Here is a 19,360-nt window from a genome sequence, read left to right on the forward strand (position 1 = left end):
GCAGAATTGCAGTACATTCGCGCATAACAACAGATCTGGATCATAGACCTCTCTGACAAACCCTGCTTAGATGGGCGGTGACCATATTTCGCGCACCATTACAGTGCACCAAAACGATCCACCATCGCACTAAATTGATGCAACGCGAGTCGAGATCGCCTGATTTTGGGGAGCCTCTTCAGCGAGATTGCCCTGAAATCAAGCTGTCACAAACTTGGCACGATACTGGCTTATGTGAATACGACGACGCATTCACCCAGAGAGTTTTAACACCGGAGGTTACTTAGCATGTCAGCCCAGAACGTTTTGGCCCTGATCCAGGAACACGAAGTCAAGTTTGTTGATCTGCGCTTTACCGACACCAAGGGTAAAGAGCAGCATGTATCCATCCCTGCTCACCAGGTTGATGAAGATTTCTTCGAAGACGGCAAGATGTTCGATGGTTCCTCCATCGGCGGCTGGAAGGGCATCAACGAATCCGACATGGTACTGATGCCGGACGCAGCCTCCGCCAAGCTGGATCCGTTCACCGAAGAGACCACCCTGAACATCGTTTGTGACGTGCTGGAGCCTGCCACCATGCAGGGCTACGACCGCGATCCGCGCTCCATCGCCAAGCGTGCAGAAGATTTCCTGAAGTCCAGCGGCATCGCTGACACCGTGCTGTTCGGGCCGGAGCCGGAATTCTTCATGTTCGACAACATCACCTTCTCCAACACCATGGGCCACAGCTTCGTGAAAATCGAATCTGAAGAAGCCGCATGGAACTCCGGCACTGCCTATGAGCATGGCAACAAGGGTCACCGTCCGTTCGTTAAAGGCGGTTACTTCCCGGTTGCACCGGTCGACTCCTCCCAGGATATCCGTGCCGCCATGTGTCTGGTGCTGGAAGAGATGGGCCAGGTCGTTGAAGCTCACCACCACGAAGTGGCCACTGCCGGTCAGAACGAGATCGCTACCCGCTTCAACACTCTTACGCTGAAAGCTGACGAAGTACAGGTACTGAAGTACGTGATCCACAACGTGGCTCACGCCTACAACAAGACCGTTACCTTCATGCCGAAACCCATGTTCGGTGACAACGGCTCCGGCATGCACTGCCACCAGTCTCTGGCCAAGAACGGCGTCAACCTGTTCGCTGGCGACCTGTATGGCGGTCTGTCCGAGATGGCGCTGCACTACATCGGCGGTATCATCAAGCACGCCAAGGCCATCAACGCCTTCGCCAACCCGACCACCAACTCCTACAAGCGTCTGGTTCCGGGTTATGAAGCACCGGTCATGCTGGCCTACTCTGCCCGCAACCGCTCTGCTTCCATCCGTATCCCGGTGGTACCAAGCCCGAAAGCCCGTCGTATCGAAGTGCGCTTCCCTGATCCGGCTGCCAACCCGTACCTGGCCTTCGCCGCCCAGCTGATGGCCGGTCTGGACGGTATCATCAACAAGATCCATCCGGGCGATGCCATGGACAAGAACTTGTATGACCTGCCGCCGGAAGAAGCCGCAGAAGTGCCGACCGTTGCCGGTTCTCTGGACGAAGCACTGGCCGCTCTGGATGCTGACCGCGAGTTCCTGACCCGTGGCGGCGTGTTCAGCGATGACTTCATCAACTCCTATCTGGAACTGAAACAGCAGGATGTTGACCGTGTGCGCATGACCCCGCACCCGCTGGAGTTCGAACTGTACTACTCCGTCTAAGTCTCAGCAGACTGGCCGTTTAAATCTGGTCAGCTTGCTTAATCGTGACAAAACCCGCCATCTGGCGGGTTTTTTCTCTGATAGGATTAAGCAAAATACCGTCAAGGAGAGATGGATGAACAACAAGCATGGCATAGGGGTGCTCGGCCTCCTGTTGCTGACCTCGTTCGGTGCGGACGCGGCCAAGGTCTACTCCTGGGTCGATGGCAATGGCATCACCCACTACTCGGATGCGCCACCACCCGGCAAAAACGCCAAAGAGGTCGATCTGCGGGTCGCCCCGCTGCTGGGCAGCAGCGCCCCCAGATCGGTGCAGGTGGATAACTTCAACAGCCTGACTGGCGCCGATGCCAAGAAAGAGAAAGAGGCGGCCAAGCTGACCATCGAACTGCTCTCCCCGGAACAGGGCAGCACCCTGCGCGACAACACAGGCAACATCGTCTTTCAGGGCACCATCAGCCCCAAACCTCCGACCCAGTATGATGTGCGCCTGACCCTGGATGGCAAAGCCGCCCCCATCGTCAGCAACAGCCTCTCTGTCCGGGTCGAAAACGTCGATCGCGGCGCCCACGAGGCTCAACTCGAGCTGCTCGCCAAAGACGGTACGATCCTTGCTAAATCCAGTGCAGTCACCTTTTACCTGCATAGAGCGAGCGTGACGCCGGCTCCCAAACCCACCCCCAAAGCCGACTAGGGGTGATATAGCGCACCGATGCGGGTAAACTCTATGCACCATATCGGTGCATGACAGGTGTGTAGCACCGTTTTAGGGAGAAACCTGTGCCAACCCGCTCGGACAACGCCAAAACACTCTTGGATAATTTGCTGACCGCCGTGATCCTGATGGATGAGCGGCTCTGCATCCAGTTCGTCAACCCGGCGGCTGAACAGCTGCTCTCTCTCAGTGAACGCCGGCTGATCGGCATCGAACTGCCCCATCTACTGGAACATATCTCCCTCGATTTGCAGCGGCTCAAGCAGTGCCTCGTTTCAGGGCAGGGCTTTACCGACAGCGAAGTGACTCTGGTGGTGGAAGGAGAACCGCGACTGGTGGAGCTGAGCGCGACCCCGATGGCCGACCACGAACAGCGTCTACTGGTCGTGGAGCTGCGCAAGATCGACCAGCAGAAGAAGATCAGTCAGGAGCAGCAGCAACATGCCCAGCAGCTGGCGGCCAAGGAGCTGGTGCGCGGGCTGGCCCACGAAATCAAGAATCCCCTCGGCGGCCTGCGCGGCGCGGCCCAGCTGCTGCAAAAGGAGCTGCCGGACCCGGCGCTGCGCGAATATACCGGCATCATCATCGAACAGGCCGATCGGCTGCGGGTACTGGTCGATCGGCTGCTCGGCCCCCAGCGCCCCGGCCGTCACCAGATGCACAATGTCCATTCGGTGCTGGAGCAGGTACGCCGACTGGTGGAGCTCGAACTCCCTCCCTCTGTTCGCATCGAGCGGGATTACGACCCCAGCATCCCCGAATTCGAGATGGAGCCGGATCAGCTGCAGCAGGCGTTTCTCAACATAGTGCGCAATGCCGCCGAAGCACTGGGCGATCAAACCGGGCTTATTCGTATCAAAACCCGCACTGCATTCCAGATCACCATCCACGGCCAGCGCTACCGGCTGGCGGCGGAGATCAAGATCATCGACAACGGCCCCGGTATTCCGGACGCCATTCGCGACACCCTGTTCTATCCCATGATCACCGGCAAGGAGGGGGGAACCGGGCTCGGCCTCTCCATCGCCCAGAACCTGATCGACCAGCACAAGGGGCGAATTGACTGCATCAGCTGGCCGGGTCACACCGAATTCACCATTTTTCTACCGCTTCGCAAGTAAGGGAACCCCATGACCGCCAAAGTGTGGATCGTCGATGACGACAGTTCTATCCGCTGGGTGCTGGAGCGCACTCTCGGCAGCGAAGGCTTCAACTGCGAGAGCTTTGCCGATGGCGAAGCCCTGCTGCACGCCCTTGAGCTGCGCTCGCCCGATGTGATCCTCTCCGATATCCGGATGCCCGGTATCGACGGCCTGAGCCTGCTTGAGCAGATCCACCGCCGTCAGGCCGATCTGCCCATCATCATCATGACCGCCCACTCGGATCTCGACAGCGCGGTCAACGCCTACCAGCGCGGCGCCTTCGAGTACCTGCCCAAACCGTTCGACATCGACGAAGCCGTGACCCTGGTGCGCCGCGCCGAGAATCATCTCAAGGAGCAACGCACCAAGCGCAAGTCTCGCCAGCAAGAAGCCACCGCCACTCCCGAGATCATCGGTGAAGCACCAGCGATGCAGGAGGTGTTCCGTGCCATCGGCCGCCTGTCTCGCTCCAGCATCTCGGTGCTGATCAACGGCCAAAGCGGTACCGGCAAGGAGCTGGTCGCCCATGCGCTGCACAAGCACAGCCCGCGCGCCCACAAGAACTTCATCGCCCTCAACATGGCTGCCATTCCGAAAGACCTCATCGAATCCGAGCTGTTCGGTCACGAGAAGGGGGCCTTTACCGGCGCCAACAACATCCGCCACGGCCGCTTTGAGCAGGCCGACGGCGGCACCCTGTTTCTCGACGAGATCGGCGACATGCCGCTGGATGTGCAGACCCGGCTGCTGCGGGTATTGGCCGACGGCCAGTTCTACCGGGTCGGTGGCCACCAGCCGGTGCAGGTGGATGTGCGGATCATCGCCGCCACCCACCAAAATCTGGAGAAGCGGGTCGCCGATGGCGAGTTTCGCGAGGATCTGTTCCACCGCCTCAACGTCATCCGCATCCACATCCCCGCCCTCAAGGAGCGCCGTGAGGATATCCCCCAGCTGGCCCGACACTTCCTGCTGCGCGCCGCCAAAGAGCTGAACGTCGAGGCCAAGAGCCTGCACCCGGATACCCAGGCCTATATCAGCCGCCTGCCCTGGCCGGGTAACGTGCGCCAGCTGGAGAACGTCTGCCGCTGGCTTACCGTGATGGCTTCGGGGCAAGAAGTGCTGGTCGGCGACCTGCCTGCCGAGCTGCTCACCCCCATCACCCACAACGCCGAACCGGGCCAACCGGCGTTGCCCGGTTGCTGGCAGCAACAGTTGCAAGAGTGGGTGGCCAGCAAGTTGGCGCTGGGAGAGACAGACATCCTGGCCGATGCCATGCCCCAGTTCGAGCGGATCATGCTGGAGACGGCGCTGGAGCACACCCATGGCCACAAGCAGGAGGCAGCCCGCCTGCTCGGTTGGGGCCGCAATACCTTGACCCGCAAGCTGAAGGAACTCGATCTCTCCTGAGTCCCGGGGAAAAACGATTCCCATCACGCCCTGACAAATCACCGTCCGCCAGAACCCCGTTTAACCATAAACGGGGTATCTTTTTTGAAAGCCCCGCCTAGAATGGCAGGCTTTCAAACCTGACTCGACGAGGGCGCCCCCATGATTGACAGATCTCTCCCCCTGACCGACCTGCACCGCCATCTGGACGGCAACATCCGCCCGCAAACCATCCTCGAGCTGGGTCGCCAACACAATATCCAGCTGCCCGCCTTTGAACTGGAAGCGCTGCGCCCCCACGTACAGATCGTCGAAAACGAGCCGAGTCTGGTTGCCTTCCTGAAGAAACTGGACTGGGGTGTGGCCGTGCTGGCTGACTATGACGCCTGCCGCCGGGTCGCCTACGAAAACGTGGAAGATCTGCTGCGCGCCGGTATCGACTATGCAGAGCTGCGCTTCAGCCCAGCCTATATGGCGATGGCCCACAAGCTGCACCCTCAGGGCGTGGTGGAAGCCATCATCGACGGCGTGGCCGCTGGCAGCCGCGATTTCGGTATCAAGACCAACCTGATCGGCATCATGAGCCGCACCTTCGGCACCGAGCAGTGCAATCAGGAGCTGGCCGCCTGCTTGGCTCACCGCGACAAGCTGGTCGCCATCGATCTGGCCGGTGACGAGCTGGGCTTCCCAGGCGAACTCTTTGTCGACCACTTCCGCAAGGTGCGCGATGCAGGTATGCGCGTCACCGTACACGCTGGTGAAGCCGCTGGCCCCGAGAGCATGTGGCAGGCCATTCGCGAGCTGGGCGCCGAGCGTATCGGCCACGGCGTCAAAGCGATTCAGGATCCGGCCCTGATGGCCTATCTGGCCGAACACCGCATCGGCATCGAATCCTGCCTCACCTCCAACGTCCAGACCACCACGGTGGCGAGCCTGACCGAACACCCGATCCGCCAGTTCCTGGCTGCCGGTGTACTGGCCTGCCTCAACACCGACGACCCGGCAGTAGAGGGCATCGACCTGCCCCACGAATATGAGGTGGCTGCCCCGGCCGCTGGCATGACGGCAAGCGAAATCCGCACTGCCCAGCAGAACGGCCTGACCCTGGCCTTCCTGAGCGATAGCGAGAAAACCGAGCTGAGCGCCCGCGCCGCCAGCCGCTGATTAACACCCGCAGTACGAATAAAAACGGCCCACTTCGGTGGGCCGTTTCTATTTGCCTGTTACATGGTCAGACATAAAACAAAAAGCCTCACATGACGAATTCGTCAATGAAAAACCATTATAAACAATGAGTTGAGCAATACTCCAAACACCCTCATTCTAATTGCGTAACCGTGAGGTTACTTCTTACAAAGAGGTTTTTTGATGGATATTACACCAGATATTGTTGGGCACTTCCGCGCTTCGTTTTTCGGTCAATTCGGTAAGGAAGATACATACCCTACCGAGAAAGTTATCTTCGCCTTGCAAGAAGCGAGCTATGAGACAGGGGGTAGCCGTTGGGGGGAATATGGATCGCAGACATTAAAACAACGAGGGATGTTTTATCTCGCAGCTCATATATTGACTCAACCAACCAGTGCAGATCTAAAAACAACCAGCTTTGGCCAGCAATACCAAAAACTCAGAAGACGAGTGGGAATGGGAGCCATCGCCTGTTAACAAAGTTAAATGGCAAAAGGCCCAAACCAGGTTTGGGCCTTTTGCTGATGGCTGTAAGGGGAAAAACTACTCCCGCTCCTTGTCGCGCTCCAGCGCCCGTTCCACTAGCGGCTCGGGCAGGCTCTTGGTCACCTCCACCCCCAACTCGCGGAAACGCTCGACCTGGGCAATCAGGTTGCCACGGCCGTTGACCAGCCGTCCCATCGCCTTGTCGTAGCTCTCCTGCGCCTTGTGCAGGCTGCCGCCCATCTGCTGCATCTCCTCGACAAACAGCCGCAGCTTTTCGTAGAGACGACCGGCCCGTTCGGCAATCTGGCGGGCATTCTGGTTCTGCCGCTCGTAACGCCACAGGTTTTCGATAGTGCGCAGCGCCACCATCAGGTTGGTGGGGCTCACCAGCAGGATGTTGTTGTCGAGGCCGTAACGCACCAGCGAGGGATCGGCTTCCATGGCAGTGAGGAAGGCGGGCTCTACCGCCACGAACATCAGCACATAGTCGAGGGTACGCACCCCGGGCAACTGCTGGTAATCCTTGCGGCCCAGCTCGCGGATATGGTTGCGCACCGAGGCGACGTGCTCCTTGAGCGCCACCGCCTTCTCCAGCTCGTCATCGGCGTTGTACCAGCGTTCGTAGGCGGTCAGCGACACCTTGGCGTCGATGATGATGTCTTTTTCCTGCGGCAGGTGGACAATCACGTCGGGCTGGTAGCGCTTGCCCTTCTCCACCTCGATATTGACCTGGGTGTGGTACTCGTGGCCCTCGCGCAAGCCGCATTCGCTGAGGATCCGCGCCAGCACCACTTCCCCCCAGTTGCCTTGCTGCTTGCTGTCACCCTTGAGGGCGCGGGTTAGCGCTGCCGCCTCCTCGGTCATGCGGGCATTGAGCTCGGCGAGGCGCTCCAGTTCGAACTTGAGGCTGTGGCGCTGGGCCGTCTCCTGGGCGTGGGTCTCGCCTACCTGACGACGAAAGCCCTCGAGCTGCTCTTTGAGCGGGGTGAGCAGCAGATCGAGGCTGTTCTGGTTCAATTCGCGGAAGTTGCCGGAGTTTTGCTCGAAGATCCGGTTGGCAAGGTTCTCGAACTGCTGGCTGAGGCGCTGCTCCGCCTCCTGTTGCAGTTGCAGCTTCTCAGCGGCGGCCAACCGTTCGCTGCGCAGGGTCGCTTCCGCATCCTTGAGGCGGGCGGTGAGCTTGATCAGCAGGGTCTGCTGCTGATCCAGCTTCTGCTGGCCCTGCATCCGCTCATCCTGCAACTCGTCGAAGCGATCCTGCAGCGCTTGATGCCGCTCCTGCGCCAGCATCAGCTCCTGAGCCTGTGCCGTGGCGGCCCGTCGCCCGATCAGCCAGCCAAGCCCGAGGGCCAGCACGGCGGCGGGCAACAAGATCCCCCAGAGTCCGGGGTCAATCATTTGCGGCTCCGCTGACGCAGGAAGAGTTCGAGATAGCGGTTAACCAGGATCCAGAGCACCACGTAGATAAGGTAGGCGGCCAGCACCACCCACTTGTGGGTGTTGACGCCGGTATCGAGCTCGGCGAACTCGATATCCTTGATGCGGCAGTAGGCCCACATCAGCAGGGGAAAGACATAGAGCAGGGACGCACGCCAGAGAAATAGCCACATATGATTTCATTCAACCACGTAAAAAGACCCGCCTAGCTTACACAAGGGCAACTGCGCTTGCGATCCTGACGGCCGCTATTCTCTGGCCTGCTTCCCGAAACTTCGATAAAATTAACCCCTAATAGGTATCAGGGGCGAGCATGACTCACTATTTCCTCCGTTGGCTGACACAAGGTTGGCAAGCTTCCCGCAAGCCCGCCGTGGTTTGCCATGAAGCGCGCCCGCCGTGGGCCATCGAGGAGTCCCAGTACCTCTCCCTCTGCACCCGCTGTGGCGAGTGTTTCAAGGCCTGCCCGCGTGGTCTGCTCAAACCGGCCACCCAGGAGGAGTACGAGGGGAGCCCCATCGCCGGTACCCCGGTGCTCGATCTCGCCTGCGGCCAGTGCAGCTACTGCGGCAGCTGCGCCAGAGCCTGTCCCACTGGCGCCCTCGACCTGCAACTGGGTCGGCAGGTGCAGACCCGGGTGCAGATTGAAGAGAGCTGTCAGGCACGGCAGGGCTTCTACTGCCTGCTCTGTGAAGATGCCTGTCCCCAGCAGGCGATCAAGGCCACCGCCGACGGCATCAACGTCAATATGGATGCCTGCAATGGCTGCGGTGCCTGCGGCCTCGCCTGCCTGCACGGCGCCATCACCCTGATCCGACAGCCGGGCAGTCGCTAAAAACCACCTGCCTACAAAAGCAAAAGGGGCCATCAGGCCCCTTTCACATCTTGTTCAATATTCCGCGCCCCGTCAGGCCATGGTCACAATAGTCTCTTGCTCGATACCCAGCAGATGGCAGAGACGGTTGGGATCGCGCACCGCATCGGCCAGGGTGTACTCGCCCAGCACTTCGAGGAAGGCGTTCATGGCGCGGCGCAAAATGCCCTGAATGCGGCAACCGCCGGAGAGACGGCAGTTTTCTCGCTTGCAGTCGACCGGACAGAGCACATGCTCCATGTCCATCACCACATCCCGCAGGTTAATGGAGACCGCCGATCGACCGAGGCGGATACCGCCATGTTTGCCGCGTACCGTCTCGATGTACCCCTTGATGCCAAGCTGGTGCACAATTTTGACCACGTGGTTGCGAGAGATGCCAAAGGTATCGGCCACTTCGGTAATGGTCGACAGACGATCCCCCGGCTGAACCGCCAGGAAGGTCAGGGTACGCAGGGCGTAGTCGGTAAATCGTGTCAGTTGCATGGTCGCACTTGCCTCTTACTACAAGCCAGGAATCAGGACGACAACATTGAGCTAAGAGGCAGGAGACAACCGGTTTGCCTCTGTTTGCCCATTGGTTCGCCAGAGGGGGCCTGTCTCTTAATCTGAGTTGCGGAGTGACAGGTTAAGAGCAGCACAACCGGGTGTCGATGAAGATGCACATAAATCGACACTTTCTTTGATTGATCGCAAACTTGCCGGGTTAGCCCGGCGTTTACCCGCTTTATAGCGGGTAAATCTCCCGAACCATCCCCCTCACCAAGCCCCTTCGACCAGCAGCCATATGGCCTGCGAGCCGCCCCTGAATCGACCGCCAGAAAGGTGGTTCAGTGGGGCTGTTTCAGCCAGTTTTTCAGCGCGATCGAGGGGATGGAACTCTCGGAGGCGACGGCAAACGCCCCCCAGTCCACCGCGCACTGTAGTGCATCCTTGATCGCCATGCCCCGCGCCAGACCATGGATCAATCCGCCAGCGAAAGCATCCCCCGCCCCCGTGGTATCAACCACAGATACTGGCCGGGCGGCAACCCGGATCTGCTCGTCGCCATGGATGGCCACCGCGCCCTCCTTTCCTTCGGTCAGCACCAGCCATTCGAGCTGCTCCCCCGCCAGCTGTCGGGCATGCTGCCAGGGGTCGCTCACCTCGCCGAGATCGGAGCGGGAGGCCACCAGCACATGGCAGGGACGGCGCGCTTGGCCGCCCTTGGGATACTGGGCCACCACGAAGCTCTTGCCGAGCATCTGGCGCATGTAGCTGATGATGGAGGTGCCGGGATAGTTCACATAGAGGCAATCCACCCCCTCCAGCGGCAGATCGCCGGGCAGATCGGGACGCCGCGGGCGGCGCAGTATGGTGCGCTCGCCGGTGGAGTCCACCAGAATGAGCAGTTCGCCGGTCTCGCCGCCAAAGCGTTCCACATGGCTGCAATCCAGCCCGTAACCAGCCGCCTGCTCCAGCAGCCAGTCGCCGGTCTCGTCCAGCCCGATACGGGAGGCGATGGTCACCTCGTGACCCGCCCATACCAGCCCTATGCCGGTGTTGGCGGCGCCACCGCCGAGCCTGCGCCCCTGATCCACATATTGCAGCCGGGCCCCCGCCACCAGCGGTTCGGAGAGGGAGAGCACATGATCACAGTTGAGATTGGCAAGCAGCAGAATGCGGGACATAGAGACCTCGGACGATGGAGATAGCCCAAAAGAGACAGGCTGAACCCCGAGTAGAGCCCAGCCTGACAGAAGAGACAACCGGCAGCGATCGGGAATCCGATCGGGATCAATAGATGGGCAGCTCCACCCCGGCCAGCAGCTCGTCGATGCGCGCCTGACTCGGCTGCTGCATCACGCTCTGGATCACCTCTTTGGTGAGGTGGGGTGAGAAGGAGCTGATGAAGTCATACATGTAGTTCTGCAGCAAGATGCTCTTGCTGAAACAGATCTGGGCCGGACAGGGCTTGAACAGGTGCTCCAGATTGATGGAGACCAGCCCGGGGCTGTCGGTGTCGTTGGCCACCAGCGAGGAGATGATGCCGATACCAAAACCCAGCTCCACGTAGCGTTTGATCACCCCGGCATCCATTACCGTCATGTAGTAGCTTGGGGTCAGCCCCGCCGCCTGAAACACCTCGTCCTGCACCTGCCGACCGGTGGCACCGCTCTCGTAACTGAGGATCGGGTAGTGGCAGAGCTGCTCCAGCGTCGGCTTCTTCACCTTGGCCAGCGGGTGATCCTGCGGCACCACCAGCGAGAGGGTCCAGAGGTAGGCTGGCAGCGCGATCAGCTCCTTGTCGAAGCCAATCTCGTGGGCAACGATAGAGAAATCGGAGTAACCCTTGCTGATCTGCTCCTTGCTTGCCGACATTACCGGATGGAGGTGGAACGAGATCTTGGGGTACTTCTTGGTGAAGTAGGTAACCGACTTGGGCAGCAGATAGCGGGCGATGGTATGGGTGGTGTGGATATTGAGGGTACCCACGGTCGGATCCAGATACTCGCGGGAGATCGCCTTGATCTTGCTCTCGATGTTGAGCATCGCCTCGGCACACTTGATGATCTCCTCCCCCACCGGGGTGATGCGGTGCAGGTGTTTGCCACGGCGCTCGAAGATCCGCACCCCCAGCTCGCTCTCCAGCAGGCCAATCTGTTTGCTGACCCCCGGCTGACTAGTGAAGAGCGCATCAGAAGCCACGGACACATTGAGGTTGTGGTCCCGGATCGCGATCAAATACTTCAATTGCTGTAGTTTCAAGGCGTCACACTCTCACACTGGTTTGGCTCAGACAGGTTTGGCTCAGGCCGGGACGGCAATCAAGCCAGACAAACAGGCCGCCACATGGGCGGCCAGTGTACCATCCGATCCCGACATCTCAGCGCTTGATCCTTCATTTTGCTACAAAATCTAGCATCCGAAGGGGTGGCTGACAAACCGGGTTCAGGCCGCGCCAGCCCGCAGCGGCAGGATCCCCAGAAACTGCAGCAGCCACTGCATCATGGTCGCCGAATCCACCTCCCCCTCCAGCGAGGAGAGGCTGCTCTGGTAGCGCTCGTCGGGCAACAGGCCGCGGCGCCGCTCGATCAGCGCCCGGTTGTACTCCACCGAGAACTCCGGATGCCCCTGAATGGCCACGATGTGATCCCCCTGCAAAAACATAAAGTTGGGACAAAAATCATTGCCTGCCAACCGGGTCGCCCCCGGCGGCAGCAGGGCCACCTGATCCTGATGGCTGGCCAGAATGCGGATCTGATCCCGCGCAGGCGCCATCCAGGGCTCATCTGCCAGCATGGGGTGCACCGACACTCCCAGCCCCCATCCCTTGGTGGACTTCACCACCTCTCCGCCCAGCGCCTGGGCGATCACCTGATGACCGAAGCAGACACCGGCCAGCTTGACGTCAGCATCGTGCGCCTGGCGGATCCACGCCCGCAGTGCCTGAATCCAGGGGATATCGCTATAGGCGTCGTGGCGCGAGCCTGTGATGAGCCAGGCATCGCACTCGTGCAGATCCTCCGGCAATTCCCCATCAAGAGCCGACCAGACCCGAAATTCCAGTTCGGGGGCCAGGGCCGCAAAGCCCCTGATAAACATCTCGGAGTAAACGGGGCCAAAACGATCCGCCAGATCGGGATCGAGCCGGTCACAATCGAGAATTCCCAATCGCATCTGTTGTTCCTTTACAGAGTTCGCCCCCGCCAATCAGCGACCGGCGGGGGCAAGAGGTTAGGCCATGAGCACGCGCCAGCGCGTCACTTCATGGTCGGCATGGAGAACTCGGCACCACTGCGCAGGCTCTGGGGCCAGCGCGCCGTCACCGTCTTCATCCGGGTATAAAAGCGAACCCCGTCCGGCCCGTGCATGTTGAGCGGCCCGAAGATGGAGCGCTTCCAGCCGCCAAAGCTGTGAAACGCCATCGGCACCGGAATGGGGACGTTCACCCCTACCATACCGACCTGCACCCGCGCCGTGAAGTCCCGCGCGGTGTCGCCATCACAGGTAAAGATGGCGGTACCGTTGCCGTACTCGTGTTCGTTGATGAGGCGCAGCGCCGTCTCGTAGTCCGGCACCCGCACGATGGAGAGCACAGGGCCGAAGATCTCCTCGCGGTAGATGCGCATCTCGGGGGTCACCTCGTCAAACAGGCAGCCACCGATAAAGTAACCCTCGTCGTGGCTCAGCGTGCGACCATCGACCCGCAGCGCGGCCCCTTCGGCTACCCCCTGATCAACGTAGCCGCGCACCTTGGCCAGATGCTCCTTGCTGATGAGCGGCCCCATTTCGTTCTCCGGGCTCTGGCCCTGCCCCGGACCCACCCGCAGTTTTTCCACCAACGGCGTCAGCTTGGCCACCAGCGCATCGGCGGTCTCGTCACCCACCACCACGGCCACCGAAATAGCCATGCAGCGCTCACCCGCCGCCCCATAAGCGGCCCCCATCAGGGCGGAGACCGCCTGATCGAGGTCCGCATCCGGCATCACCACCATGTGGTTCTTGGCGCCGCCCAGCGCCTGTACCCGTTTACCGTGGGTCGACGCGGTGGCATAGATGTACTGGGCGATGGGAGTAGAGCCGACAAACGACACGGCACCTACTCGCGGGTCGGTCAGCAGCACATCCACCACCTCCTTGTCACCGTTCACCACGTTGAGCACGCCGTCCGGCAGACCGGCCTCCTTGAGCAGCTCGGCCATCCGCAGCGAGAGGGAGGGATCCTTCTCGGAAGGTTTGAGAATGAAGGTGTTGCCGCAGGCGATGGCGACCGGGAACATCCAGAGCGGCACCATGGCCGGGAAGTTGAACGGGGTGATACCGGCGCAGACCCCGACCGGCTGCATCATGGAGTAGCTGTCTACCCCGCGACCGACGTTGAGGGAGTGCTCCCCCTTGAGCAGATGGGGGATGCCGCAGGCAAACTCCACCACCTCCAGCCCGCGGGTCAGCTCACCCTGCGCATCGGAGAAGACCTTGCCGTGCTCGCGACTGATGAGCTGGGCCAGCTCGTCCCTGTGCTGCTCCATCAACTCCTTGAAGCGGAAAAAGACCCGGGCACGCACCAGCGGCGGGGTTTGCGACCAGTCGGCAAAGGCGCGCTCGGCGATGGCGATCGCCTCCTGACACTCGGCGGCGCTGGACAGCCCCACACTCCCCTGCTGCTTGCCGCAGGCGGGATTGAAGATGGCACCCTGGCGCTCGCTGCGACTCTCCTGCGGCTGGCCGTTGATGAAGTTGCTGACCCTGTATGTCATGTATCCTCCGTGATAACTGATGTGGTAAATGCGCTGAGCAAACCAACGCAAGGCCCCGCCAGTGCGGGGCCATCAAATGGGTTAGGGTTGTGCCTGCAGGGCATCCTGCAGCAGGGTGAAGAGATCGTCGATCTGACTGCGCTCGATGATAAGGGGTGGCGACAGGGCGATGATATCGCCGGTCACCCGGATCAATGCCCCCTTCTCGAAGCAGCGCACGAACACCTCGTAGGCGCGTTTGCCCGGTGCATCCGGCATCGATTCCAGCTCGATACCCGCCACCAGCCCGTAGTTGCGTACATCCTTCACATGCTTGCAGCCCTTCAGCGAATGGGCCGCCTCCTCCCAGTAGCCCGCCAGATCGGCGGCGCGGCTGAGCAGGTTCTCGTTGCGATAGATCTCGAGGGTCGCGAGCCCCGCAGCCGCAGCCACCGGATGGCCGGAGTAGGTGTAGCCGTGGAACAGCTCGATGGCCCCCTTGCCTGCCGCCATCATGTCGTCATAAATGTGCTTCTGCACCAGCACCGCCCCCATGGGGATGGCGCCGTTGGTGAGCCCCTTGGCGCAGGTGATCATGTCGGGAATGACATCGAACTCCTGCGCGGCGAAGGGGGAACCGAGGCGGCCGAAACCGGTGATCACCTCGTCAAAAATCAGCAGGATGCCATGCTTGGTACAGATCTCCCGCAGCCGCTTGAGGTAGCCTTTGGGGGGCATCAGCACGCCGGTACTGCCAGCGATGGGTTCGACGATCACCGCCGCGATATTGCTGGCATCGTGTAGAAAGACGATCTTCTCCAGCTCGTCGGCCAGCGCCACATCCTCCTCGGGCAGCCCTTTGGTGAAGGCGTTTTTGGCGATGTTGAGGGTATGGGGCAGATGATCCACCCCGGTCAGCAGGGAGCCGAACCACTTGCGGTTGCCGGGAATCCCCCCCACAGAGATGCCGCCAAAGCCAACCCCGTGATAGCCACGCTCGCGGCCAATCAGCCGGGTGCGGGTGCCCTGACCGCGAGCCCGCTGCCAGGCCAGCGCAATCTTGAGCGCGGTATCGACCGACTCGGAACCTGAGTTGGTATAGAAGACGTGGCCAAACCCCTTGGGGGCGATCTCCACTAGCCGGTTGGCCAGCTCAAACGGCAGGGGGTGGCCCATCTGGAAAGTGGGGGCAAAATCGAGGTGGGAAATCTGCTGGGAGACCGCCTCGGCAATCTCGCGCCGACCATGGCCCGCGTTGCAACACCAGAGTCCGGCTGTGCCATCCAGTATCTTGCGGCCATCCTCTGAGTGATAATACATCCCCTCTGCCGACTTCAGGATACGCGGCGCCGCCTTGAACTGCTGGTTGGCGGTGAACGGCATCCAGAAGGCGGACATGTCGGAGGGCGTATTGATGTCGCTGATCGGTTTCATGGTCACCTCATCCTTAAGGTGTTTAGCAACTGTCGGCCAATGCCTATTAAATTAAACACCTGAATCCATAAAAAAGGGCCCGTTATCGCCCTGTCTGGTGCCACCCCTAGCTAGACGCATCAGCAGGGTGGTATAAGATATTTAACACAATTTTAATAATAGTAAACAGTCAAGGAGTGTCTATAGATGGATATCGGTCACCGCCTCAAGGCGGTTCGCACCAAGGCAGCCCTCTCCCAGCGCGAGCTGGCCAAGCGCTCCGGTGTGACCAACGGATTTATCTCCCAGATCGAGAAAAATCAGGTGAGCCCCTCTGTCGCCTCCCTGCGCAAGGTGCTGGAAGGGATCCCCATGTCGTTGGCCAGCTTCTTCACCGAAGAGACCGAAATGGGCACCGAAGTGATCTTTCGCGCCGCCGATATGCCGGATCTCGGCACCCATCCCATCAGCTACCGGCTGGTCGGGCACAGCCGCGCCAACCGCGCCATCGGCATGTTGCAGGAGGTACTGCCACCGGGTGCCGATACCGGCGACGACATGCTGAGCCACGAGGGTGAAGAGTGCGGCATCGTCATCAAGGGCGAAGTTGAAGTGACAGTGGGCGAGCAGATCTACCTGCTGGGCGCCGGGGATGGCTACTACTTCGACAGCCGCACCCCCCACCGTTTTCGCAATAGTGGTGAACAGGAGTGCGTGCTGATCTCGGCCAACACCCCCGCCAGTTTCTGACATTCAGACGCGCATCGGCGGGGGAGCAATGTTTAATGAATTGTTACAGGATGGATTTACAAGCGGCAGGATGTTTAGCATATTGATACGCGGAAACTGACTTTTGCCGGTTCAAGGAGTGAACATGAGTGACCTGACCCTGGCCCAGTGGCAACACAAGGCCGCCCATCTGACCCTGCCCTCGCAAGCCTTTATCAACGGCAGCTATCGGGATGCCGTCAATGGCGCCACCTTCGATTGCATCAACCCGGCCAACGGCAAGCTGCTGACCAAGGTGGCAGCCTGCGATGCCGCCGATGCCGAACTGGCGGTACAGGCTGCACGTGACGCCTTCAACGACAAGCGTTGGAGCGGCCTACCGCCGAAACAGCGCAAGCAGATCATGCAGCGCTTCGCCGAGCTGATGCGCCTCAACAAGGTTGAGCTGGCGCTGCTGGAGTCGCTGGATATGGGCAAACCCATCGGCGATGCCATGGGCTATGACGCCCCCGCCGCCGCCAACTGCATCGCCTGGAACGCCGAAGCGATCGACAAGATCTACGATCAGGTCGCCCCGGTGGAGGAGTCAGCACTGGCGCTGGTGACCCGCGAAGCGCTCGGGGTGGTTGCCGCCATCGTTCCATGGAACTTCCCGCTGGTGATGGCCTGCTGGAAGCTGGGCCCGGCGCTCGCTACCGGCAACTCGGTCATTCTCAAGCCTTCCGAAAAATCCCCCCTGACCGCCCTGCGTATCGCAGGTCTGGCCAAGGAGGCGGGTATTCCGGACGGCGTGTTCAACGTGCTGCCGGGCTTTGGCCACACCGTGGGCGAGGCGCTGGCCATGCACATGGATGTGGATTGCATCACCTTCACCGGCTCCACCAAGATCGGTAAACATCTGGTGGAGTGCTCCGGCAAGTCCAACCTCAAGCGCGCCTTTATGGAGTGCGGCGGCAAGAGCCCCAACATCATACTTGCGGATGCGCCGGATCTGGACGCTGCGGCCAAGAGCGCCGCTGGCGCTATCTTCTACAACCAGGGCGAAGTATGCACCGCTGCCTCCCGCCTGCTGGTGCAAAACAGCATCAAACCGCAATTTATGGAGCGACTGCTGGCCCATGCCCGCGAGTGGATCTCGGCCAACCCGCTCGACCCTGCGACCCGCATCGGCGCCATGGTGGATCACATCCAGATGGAGCAGGTGCTGCGCTATATCGAGATTGGCAAGCAGGAGGGAGCCAAGCTGCTGCTGGGCGGCAACCGCACCAATATGGAGAGTGGCGGCTTCTATATCGAACCCACCATTTTCGACGACGTGACCCCGCAGATGCGCATCTTCCGCGAGGAGATCTTCGGCCCTGTGCTGGCAGTGACCGGCTTCGATACGCTGGAAGAGGCCATTGCGCTGGGCAACGACACCGACTACGGCCTGGCCGCGGCGATCTGGACGGCGGATCTCAACAAGGCGGTGAAGGGCTCCCGCGCCCTGCGCGCCGGTACCGTGTTCGTCAACAACTGGGACGGTGGTGACATGACCATGCCGTTTGGCGGCTTCAAACAGTCCGGCAACGGTCGCGACAAGTCACTTCATGCGCTGGAGAAGTACACCGAGCTGAAAAGCACCTGGATTCAGCTGGAATAACACGACAAAGCAGCACTATCGGATCAAAAAGGGGGAGAAATCCCCCTTTTGCATTTTTGGCCTTCCATCACCGGGCTCAATCCTTATAATGATAAAAAAGCCAACATGTTAAATATAAAGACAAAAATGCTATTTTTTCTGGGAAGCGTACTTTTTCTGGTGATCGGTTTGCCCCTGCTGTTCTTCGTGCTGGGGCACGGCGAGGCCTACGTGACCTGGGGCCCCTGGATCTCCGCCATCGCCCTGATGTTGTGGCTGTTGATGGACGTCGACAAGATCCGCCGTGGTAAAGGCTGACCGGCCAGCAACACACCTCCTTTCCCTCAAACTTCGTTTATTCGCTTCTGTCCCCGCAAAAGGATCGCTACACTGATTTTTTGCGATGTTTTCCCGCATTCAACGCTTCAGTAAAGGTCATCCGCATGCCGCAACAGATCCAGCGTCAGGGCGTCATCTACGCCCTGTGCGCCTATACCCTTTGGGGCATAGCCCCCATCTATTTCAAGACCATCTCTGCCGTTCCGGCCGCTGAGATCCTGACCCACCGGATGATCTGGTCCTGCGTGCTGCTGATGGTACTGACCCTGGCAGGGCGCCAGCGGCACAAGGTGCAGGCGGTGCTGCGCCAGCCAAAAGTGTTGCTCACCCTGGCGTTTACCTCGGTCACCGTCGGCGGCAACTGGTTGCTGTTCATCTGGGCCATCAACAACGGCCATATGCTGGATGCCAGCCTCGGCTACTACATCAACCCGCTGTTCAACGTGCTGCTGGGGATGGTGTTTCTGAGCGAGAAGCTACGCCGCCTGCAGTGGTGGGCCGTGGCGCTGGCCTTTGCCGGGGTGGCGATCCAGCTTATCGCCTTTGGCTCCTTGCCCTGGATTGCGCTGGTGCTGGCGTCGAGCTTTGCCATCTATGGGCTGGTGCGCAAAAAACTGGCCCTCGATGCCCTCACCGGTCTGCTGATCGAAACCATGATCATGCTGCCGCCAGCGGCCATCTATCTGTGGGGCTTTGCCGACAGCCCCACCAGCCATCTCACCCAGAATGACTGGCACCTCAACCTGCTGCTGATCGCCGCAGGCGCCGTCACCACGGCCCCCCTGCTTTGCTTCACCGCCGCCGCGACCCGGCTCAAGCTCTCCACCCTGGGCTTCTTCCAGTACATAGGCCCCAGCCTGATGTTCATCCTCGCGGTCACCCTCTATGGGGAAGCGCTGGCGATGGACAAACTGCTCACCTTTGCCTGCATCTGGAGTGCGCTGGTGCTGTTCAGTCTGGATGGGCTGCGCAGCGGCAAAGCCGCGCCAAGCCGGACCTGACACAGCCTCACCACCAGCGACCCCGGCTCATCAGCCGGGGTTATTTTTCGTGCCACCAGCGGCCTTCTGACTGCGACTTCTCCTTCTCCAGAGCCGACTGACCATCAACAGA

Annotated in this window: 19 protein-coding genes; 11 read left to right on the forward strand and 8 right to left on the reverse strand. The window is 60.4% G+C overall.

All coding sequences use genetic code 11. From position 1 onward, the window contains the following. The first annotated feature begins 288 nt into the window (after window positions 1–288). The 6 genes from glnA (at window position 289) to ACTG27_RS15495 (ending at window position 6,606) form a co-directional block, all read left to right on the forward strand. Window positions 289–1,698 (forward strand): glutamate--ammonia ligase, encoded by a 1,410-nt coding sequence (gene glnA, locus ACTG27_RS15470; protein WP_005339672.1) that lies wholly within the window; start codon window positions 289–291, stop codon window positions 1,696–1,698. Window positions 1,699–1,813: 115 nt separating this feature from the next. Beyond that, complete coding sequence (locus ACTG27_RS15475) at window positions 1,814–2,392, forward strand: DUF4124 domain-containing protein (protein ID WP_069527009.1); 579 nt, start codon at window positions 1,814–1,816, stop codon at window positions 2,390–2,392. Window positions 2,393–2,478: 86 nt separating this feature from the next. Then, on the forward strand, window positions 2,479–3,534 hold the full coding sequence (gene glnL, locus ACTG27_RS15480; RefSeq protein WP_005356202.1) for a nitrogen regulation protein NR(II): 1,056 nt from the start codon (window positions 2,479–2,481) through the stop codon (window positions 3,532–3,534). Window positions 3,535–3,543: 9 nt separating this feature from the next. Further along, complete coding sequence (gene glnG, locus ACTG27_RS15485) at window positions 3,544–4,962, forward strand: nitrogen regulation protein NR(I) (RefSeq protein ID WP_005339666.1); 1,419 nt, start codon at window positions 3,544–3,546, stop codon at window positions 4,960–4,962. Between the two features lie 141 nt (window positions 4,963–5,103). Further along, entirely contained in the window at window positions 5,104–6,105 is a 1,002-nt protein-coding gene (gene add, locus ACTG27_RS15490) for an adenosine deaminase (RefSeq protein ID WP_236317131.1), read from the forward strand. Window positions 6,106–6,309: 204 nt separating this feature from the next. Further along, window positions 6,310–6,606, forward strand: a complete 297-nt coding sequence (locus ACTG27_RS15495; RefSeq protein ID WP_019445770.1) for a DUF4054 domain-containing protein — start codon at window positions 6,310–6,312, stop codon at window positions 6,604–6,606. Window positions 6,607–6,672: 66 nt separating this feature from the next. Here ACTG27_RS15495 and rmuC read toward each other — a convergent pair whose 3' ends face one another. After that, the gene (rmuC, locus tag ACTG27_RS15500; protein WP_182938669.1) at window positions 6,673–8,013 is read right to left on the reverse strand and encodes a DNA recombination protein RmuC; all 1,341 of its coding nucleotides are present in this window, start codon (window positions 8,011–8,013) and stop codon (window positions 6,673–6,675) included. After that, window positions 8,010–8,225: a hypothetical protein gene (locus tag ACTG27_RS15505; protein ID WP_005339659.1), complete on the reverse strand. Its 216-nt coding sequence runs from the start codon at window positions 8,223–8,225 to the stop codon at window positions 8,010–8,012. Before ACTG27_RS15505 ends, rmuC begins: the two co-directional genes overlap by 4 nt. 140 nt (window positions 8,226–8,365) lie before the next feature. Between ACTG27_RS15505 and ACTG27_RS15510 the strand changes: the two genes are divergently transcribed. Continuing rightward, window positions 8,366–8,887, forward strand: coding sequence for a ferredoxin-type protein NapF (locus tag ACTG27_RS15510; protein ID WP_005339657.1), 522 nt, complete (start codon window positions 8,366–8,368; stop codon window positions 8,885–8,887). A gap of 72 nt (window positions 8,888–8,959) precedes the next feature. Here ACTG27_RS15510 and ACTG27_RS15515 read toward each other — a convergent pair whose 3' ends face one another. The 6 genes from ACTG27_RS15515 to ACTG27_RS15540 form a co-directional block, all read right to left on the reverse strand. Next, window positions 8,960–9,412, reverse strand: coding sequence for an Rrf2 family transcriptional regulator (locus tag ACTG27_RS15515; protein WP_005339654.1), 453 nt, complete (start codon window positions 9,410–9,412; stop codon window positions 8,960–8,962). Window positions 9,413–9,756: 344 nt separating this feature from the next. Further along, on the reverse strand, window positions 9,757–10,596 hold the full coding sequence (locus ACTG27_RS15520; protein WP_236317130.1) for a PfkB family carbohydrate kinase: 840 nt from the start codon (window positions 10,594–10,596) through the stop codon (window positions 9,757–9,759). 106 nt (window positions 10,597–10,702) lie between these two features. Then, the gene (locus tag ACTG27_RS15525) at window positions 10,703–11,674 is read right to left on the reverse strand and encodes a LysR substrate-binding domain-containing protein (protein ID WP_005339651.1); all 972 of its coding nucleotides are present in this window, start codon (window positions 11,672–11,674) and stop codon (window positions 10,703–10,705) included. A gap of 183 nt (window positions 11,675–11,857) precedes the next feature. Next, a complete protein-coding gene (locus ACTG27_RS15530; RefSeq protein WP_005357481.1) occupies window positions 11,858–12,586 on the reverse strand; it encodes a glutamine amidotransferase-related protein in 729 nt (242 codons plus the stop codon). Window positions 12,587–12,669: 83 nt separating this feature from the next. After that, a complete protein-coding gene (locus ACTG27_RS15535) occupies window positions 12,670–14,166 on the reverse strand; it encodes a CoA-acylating methylmalonate-semialdehyde dehydrogenase (RefSeq protein WP_236317129.1) in 1,497 nt (498 codons plus the stop codon). A gap of 81 nt (window positions 14,167–14,247) precedes the next feature. Next, a complete protein-coding gene (locus ACTG27_RS15540; RefSeq protein WP_064337567.1) occupies window positions 14,248–15,579 on the reverse strand; it encodes an aspartate aminotransferase family protein in 1,332 nt (443 codons plus the stop codon). A gap of 186 nt (window positions 15,580–15,765) precedes the next feature. Here ACTG27_RS15540 and ACTG27_RS15545 point away from each other — a divergent pair, with 186 nt between their 5' ends. The 4 genes from ACTG27_RS15545 to rarD all read left to right on the forward strand — a co-directional run bounded on the left by ACTG27_RS15545 (window position 15,766) and on the right by rarD (window position 19,248). Continuing rightward, window positions 15,766–16,308, forward strand: coding sequence for a cupin domain-containing protein (locus ACTG27_RS15545; protein WP_005339643.1), 543 nt, complete (start codon window positions 15,766–15,768; stop codon window positions 16,306–16,308). A gap of 124 nt (window positions 16,309–16,432) precedes the next feature. Then, entirely contained in the window at window positions 16,433–17,929 is a 1,497-nt protein-coding gene (locus ACTG27_RS15550) for an aldehyde dehydrogenase (RefSeq protein WP_042079772.1), read from the forward strand. A gap of 126 nt (window positions 17,930–18,055) precedes the next feature. Continuing rightward, the gene (locus tag ACTG27_RS15555) at window positions 18,056–18,226 is read left to right on the forward strand and encodes a hypothetical protein (protein WP_005341999.1); all 171 of its coding nucleotides are present in this window, start codon (window positions 18,056–18,058) and stop codon (window positions 18,224–18,226) included. A 125-nt stretch (window positions 18,227–18,351) separates the two neighbouring features. After that, window positions 18,352–19,248, forward strand: coding sequence for an EamA family transporter RarD (rarD, locus tag ACTG27_RS15560; protein WP_439979924.1), 897 nt, complete (start codon window positions 18,352–18,354; stop codon window positions 19,246–19,248). Window positions 19,249–19,360 lie beyond the last annotated feature (112 nt).

This window comes from Aeromonas sp. 97A, assembly GCF_051919185.1.
In the GTDB taxonomy this organism is placed as follows: domain Bacteria; phylum Pseudomonadota; class Gammaproteobacteria; order Enterobacterales; family Aeromonadaceae; genus Aeromonas; species Aeromonas veronii.

Bases quoted from the DNA above. Each gene is read 5' to 3' on its own strand.
- glnA (WP_005339672.1), top strand. From the start codon at position 289: ATGTCAGCCCAGAACGTTTTGGCCCTGATCCAGGAACACGAAGTCAAG.
- ACTG27_RS15475 (WP_069527009.1), top strand. From the start codon at position 1,814: ATGAACAACAAGCATGGCATAGGGGTGCTCGGCCTCCTGTTGCTGACC.
- glnG (WP_005339666.1), top strand. From the start codon at position 3,544: ATGACCGCCAAAGTGTGGATCGTCGATGACGACAGTTCTATCCGCTGG.
- add (WP_236317131.1), top strand. From the start codon at position 5,104: ATGATTGACAGATCTCTCCCCCTGACCGACCTGCACCGCCATCTGGAC.
- ACTG27_RS15495 (WP_019445770.1), top strand. From the start codon at position 6,310: ATGGATATTACACCAGATATTGTTGGGCACTTCCGCGCTTCGTTTTTC.
- rmuC (WP_182938669.1), bottom strand. From the start codon at position 8,013: ATGATTGACCCCGGACTCTGGGGGATCTTGTTGCCCGCCGCCGTGCTG.
- ACTG27_RS15505 (WP_005339659.1), bottom strand. From the start codon at position 8,225: ATGTGGCTATTTCTCTGGCGTGCGTCCCTGCTCTATGTCTTTCCCCTG.
- ACTG27_RS15510 (WP_005339657.1), top strand. From the start codon at position 8,366: ATGACTCACTATTTCCTCCGTTGGCTGACACAAGGTTGGCAAGCTTCC.
- ACTG27_RS15515 (WP_005339654.1), bottom strand. From the start codon at position 9,412: ATGCAACTGACACGATTTACCGACTACGCCCTGCGTACCCTGACCTTC.
- ACTG27_RS15520 (WP_236317130.1), bottom strand. From the start codon at position 10,596: ATGTCCCGCATTCTGCTGCTTGCCAATCTCAACTGTGATCATGTGCTC.
- ACTG27_RS15530 (WP_005357481.1), bottom strand. From the start codon at position 12,586: ATGCGATTGGGAATTCTCGATTGTGACCGGCTCGATCCCGATCTGGCG.
- ACTG27_RS15535 (WP_236317129.1), bottom strand. From the start codon at position 14,166: ATGACATACAGGGTCAGCAACTTCATCAACGGCCAGCCGCAGGAGAGT.
- ACTG27_RS15540 (WP_064337567.1), bottom strand. From the start codon at position 15,579: ATGAAACCGATCAGCGACATCAATACGCCCTCCGACATGTCCGCCTTC.
- ACTG27_RS15545 (WP_005339643.1), top strand. From the start codon at position 15,766: ATGGATATCGGTCACCGCCTCAAGGCGGTTCGCACCAAGGCAGCCCTC.
- ACTG27_RS15550 (WP_042079772.1), top strand. From the start codon at position 16,433: ATGAGTGACCTGACCCTGGCCCAGTGGCAACACAAGGCCGCCCATCTG.
- ACTG27_RS15555 (WP_005341999.1), top strand. From the start codon at position 18,056: ATGCTATTTTTTCTGGGAAGCGTACTTTTTCTGGTGATCGGTTTGCCC.
- rarD (WP_439979924.1), top strand. From the start codon at position 18,352: ATGCCGCAACAGATCCAGCGTCAGGGCGTCATCTACGCCCTGTGCGCC.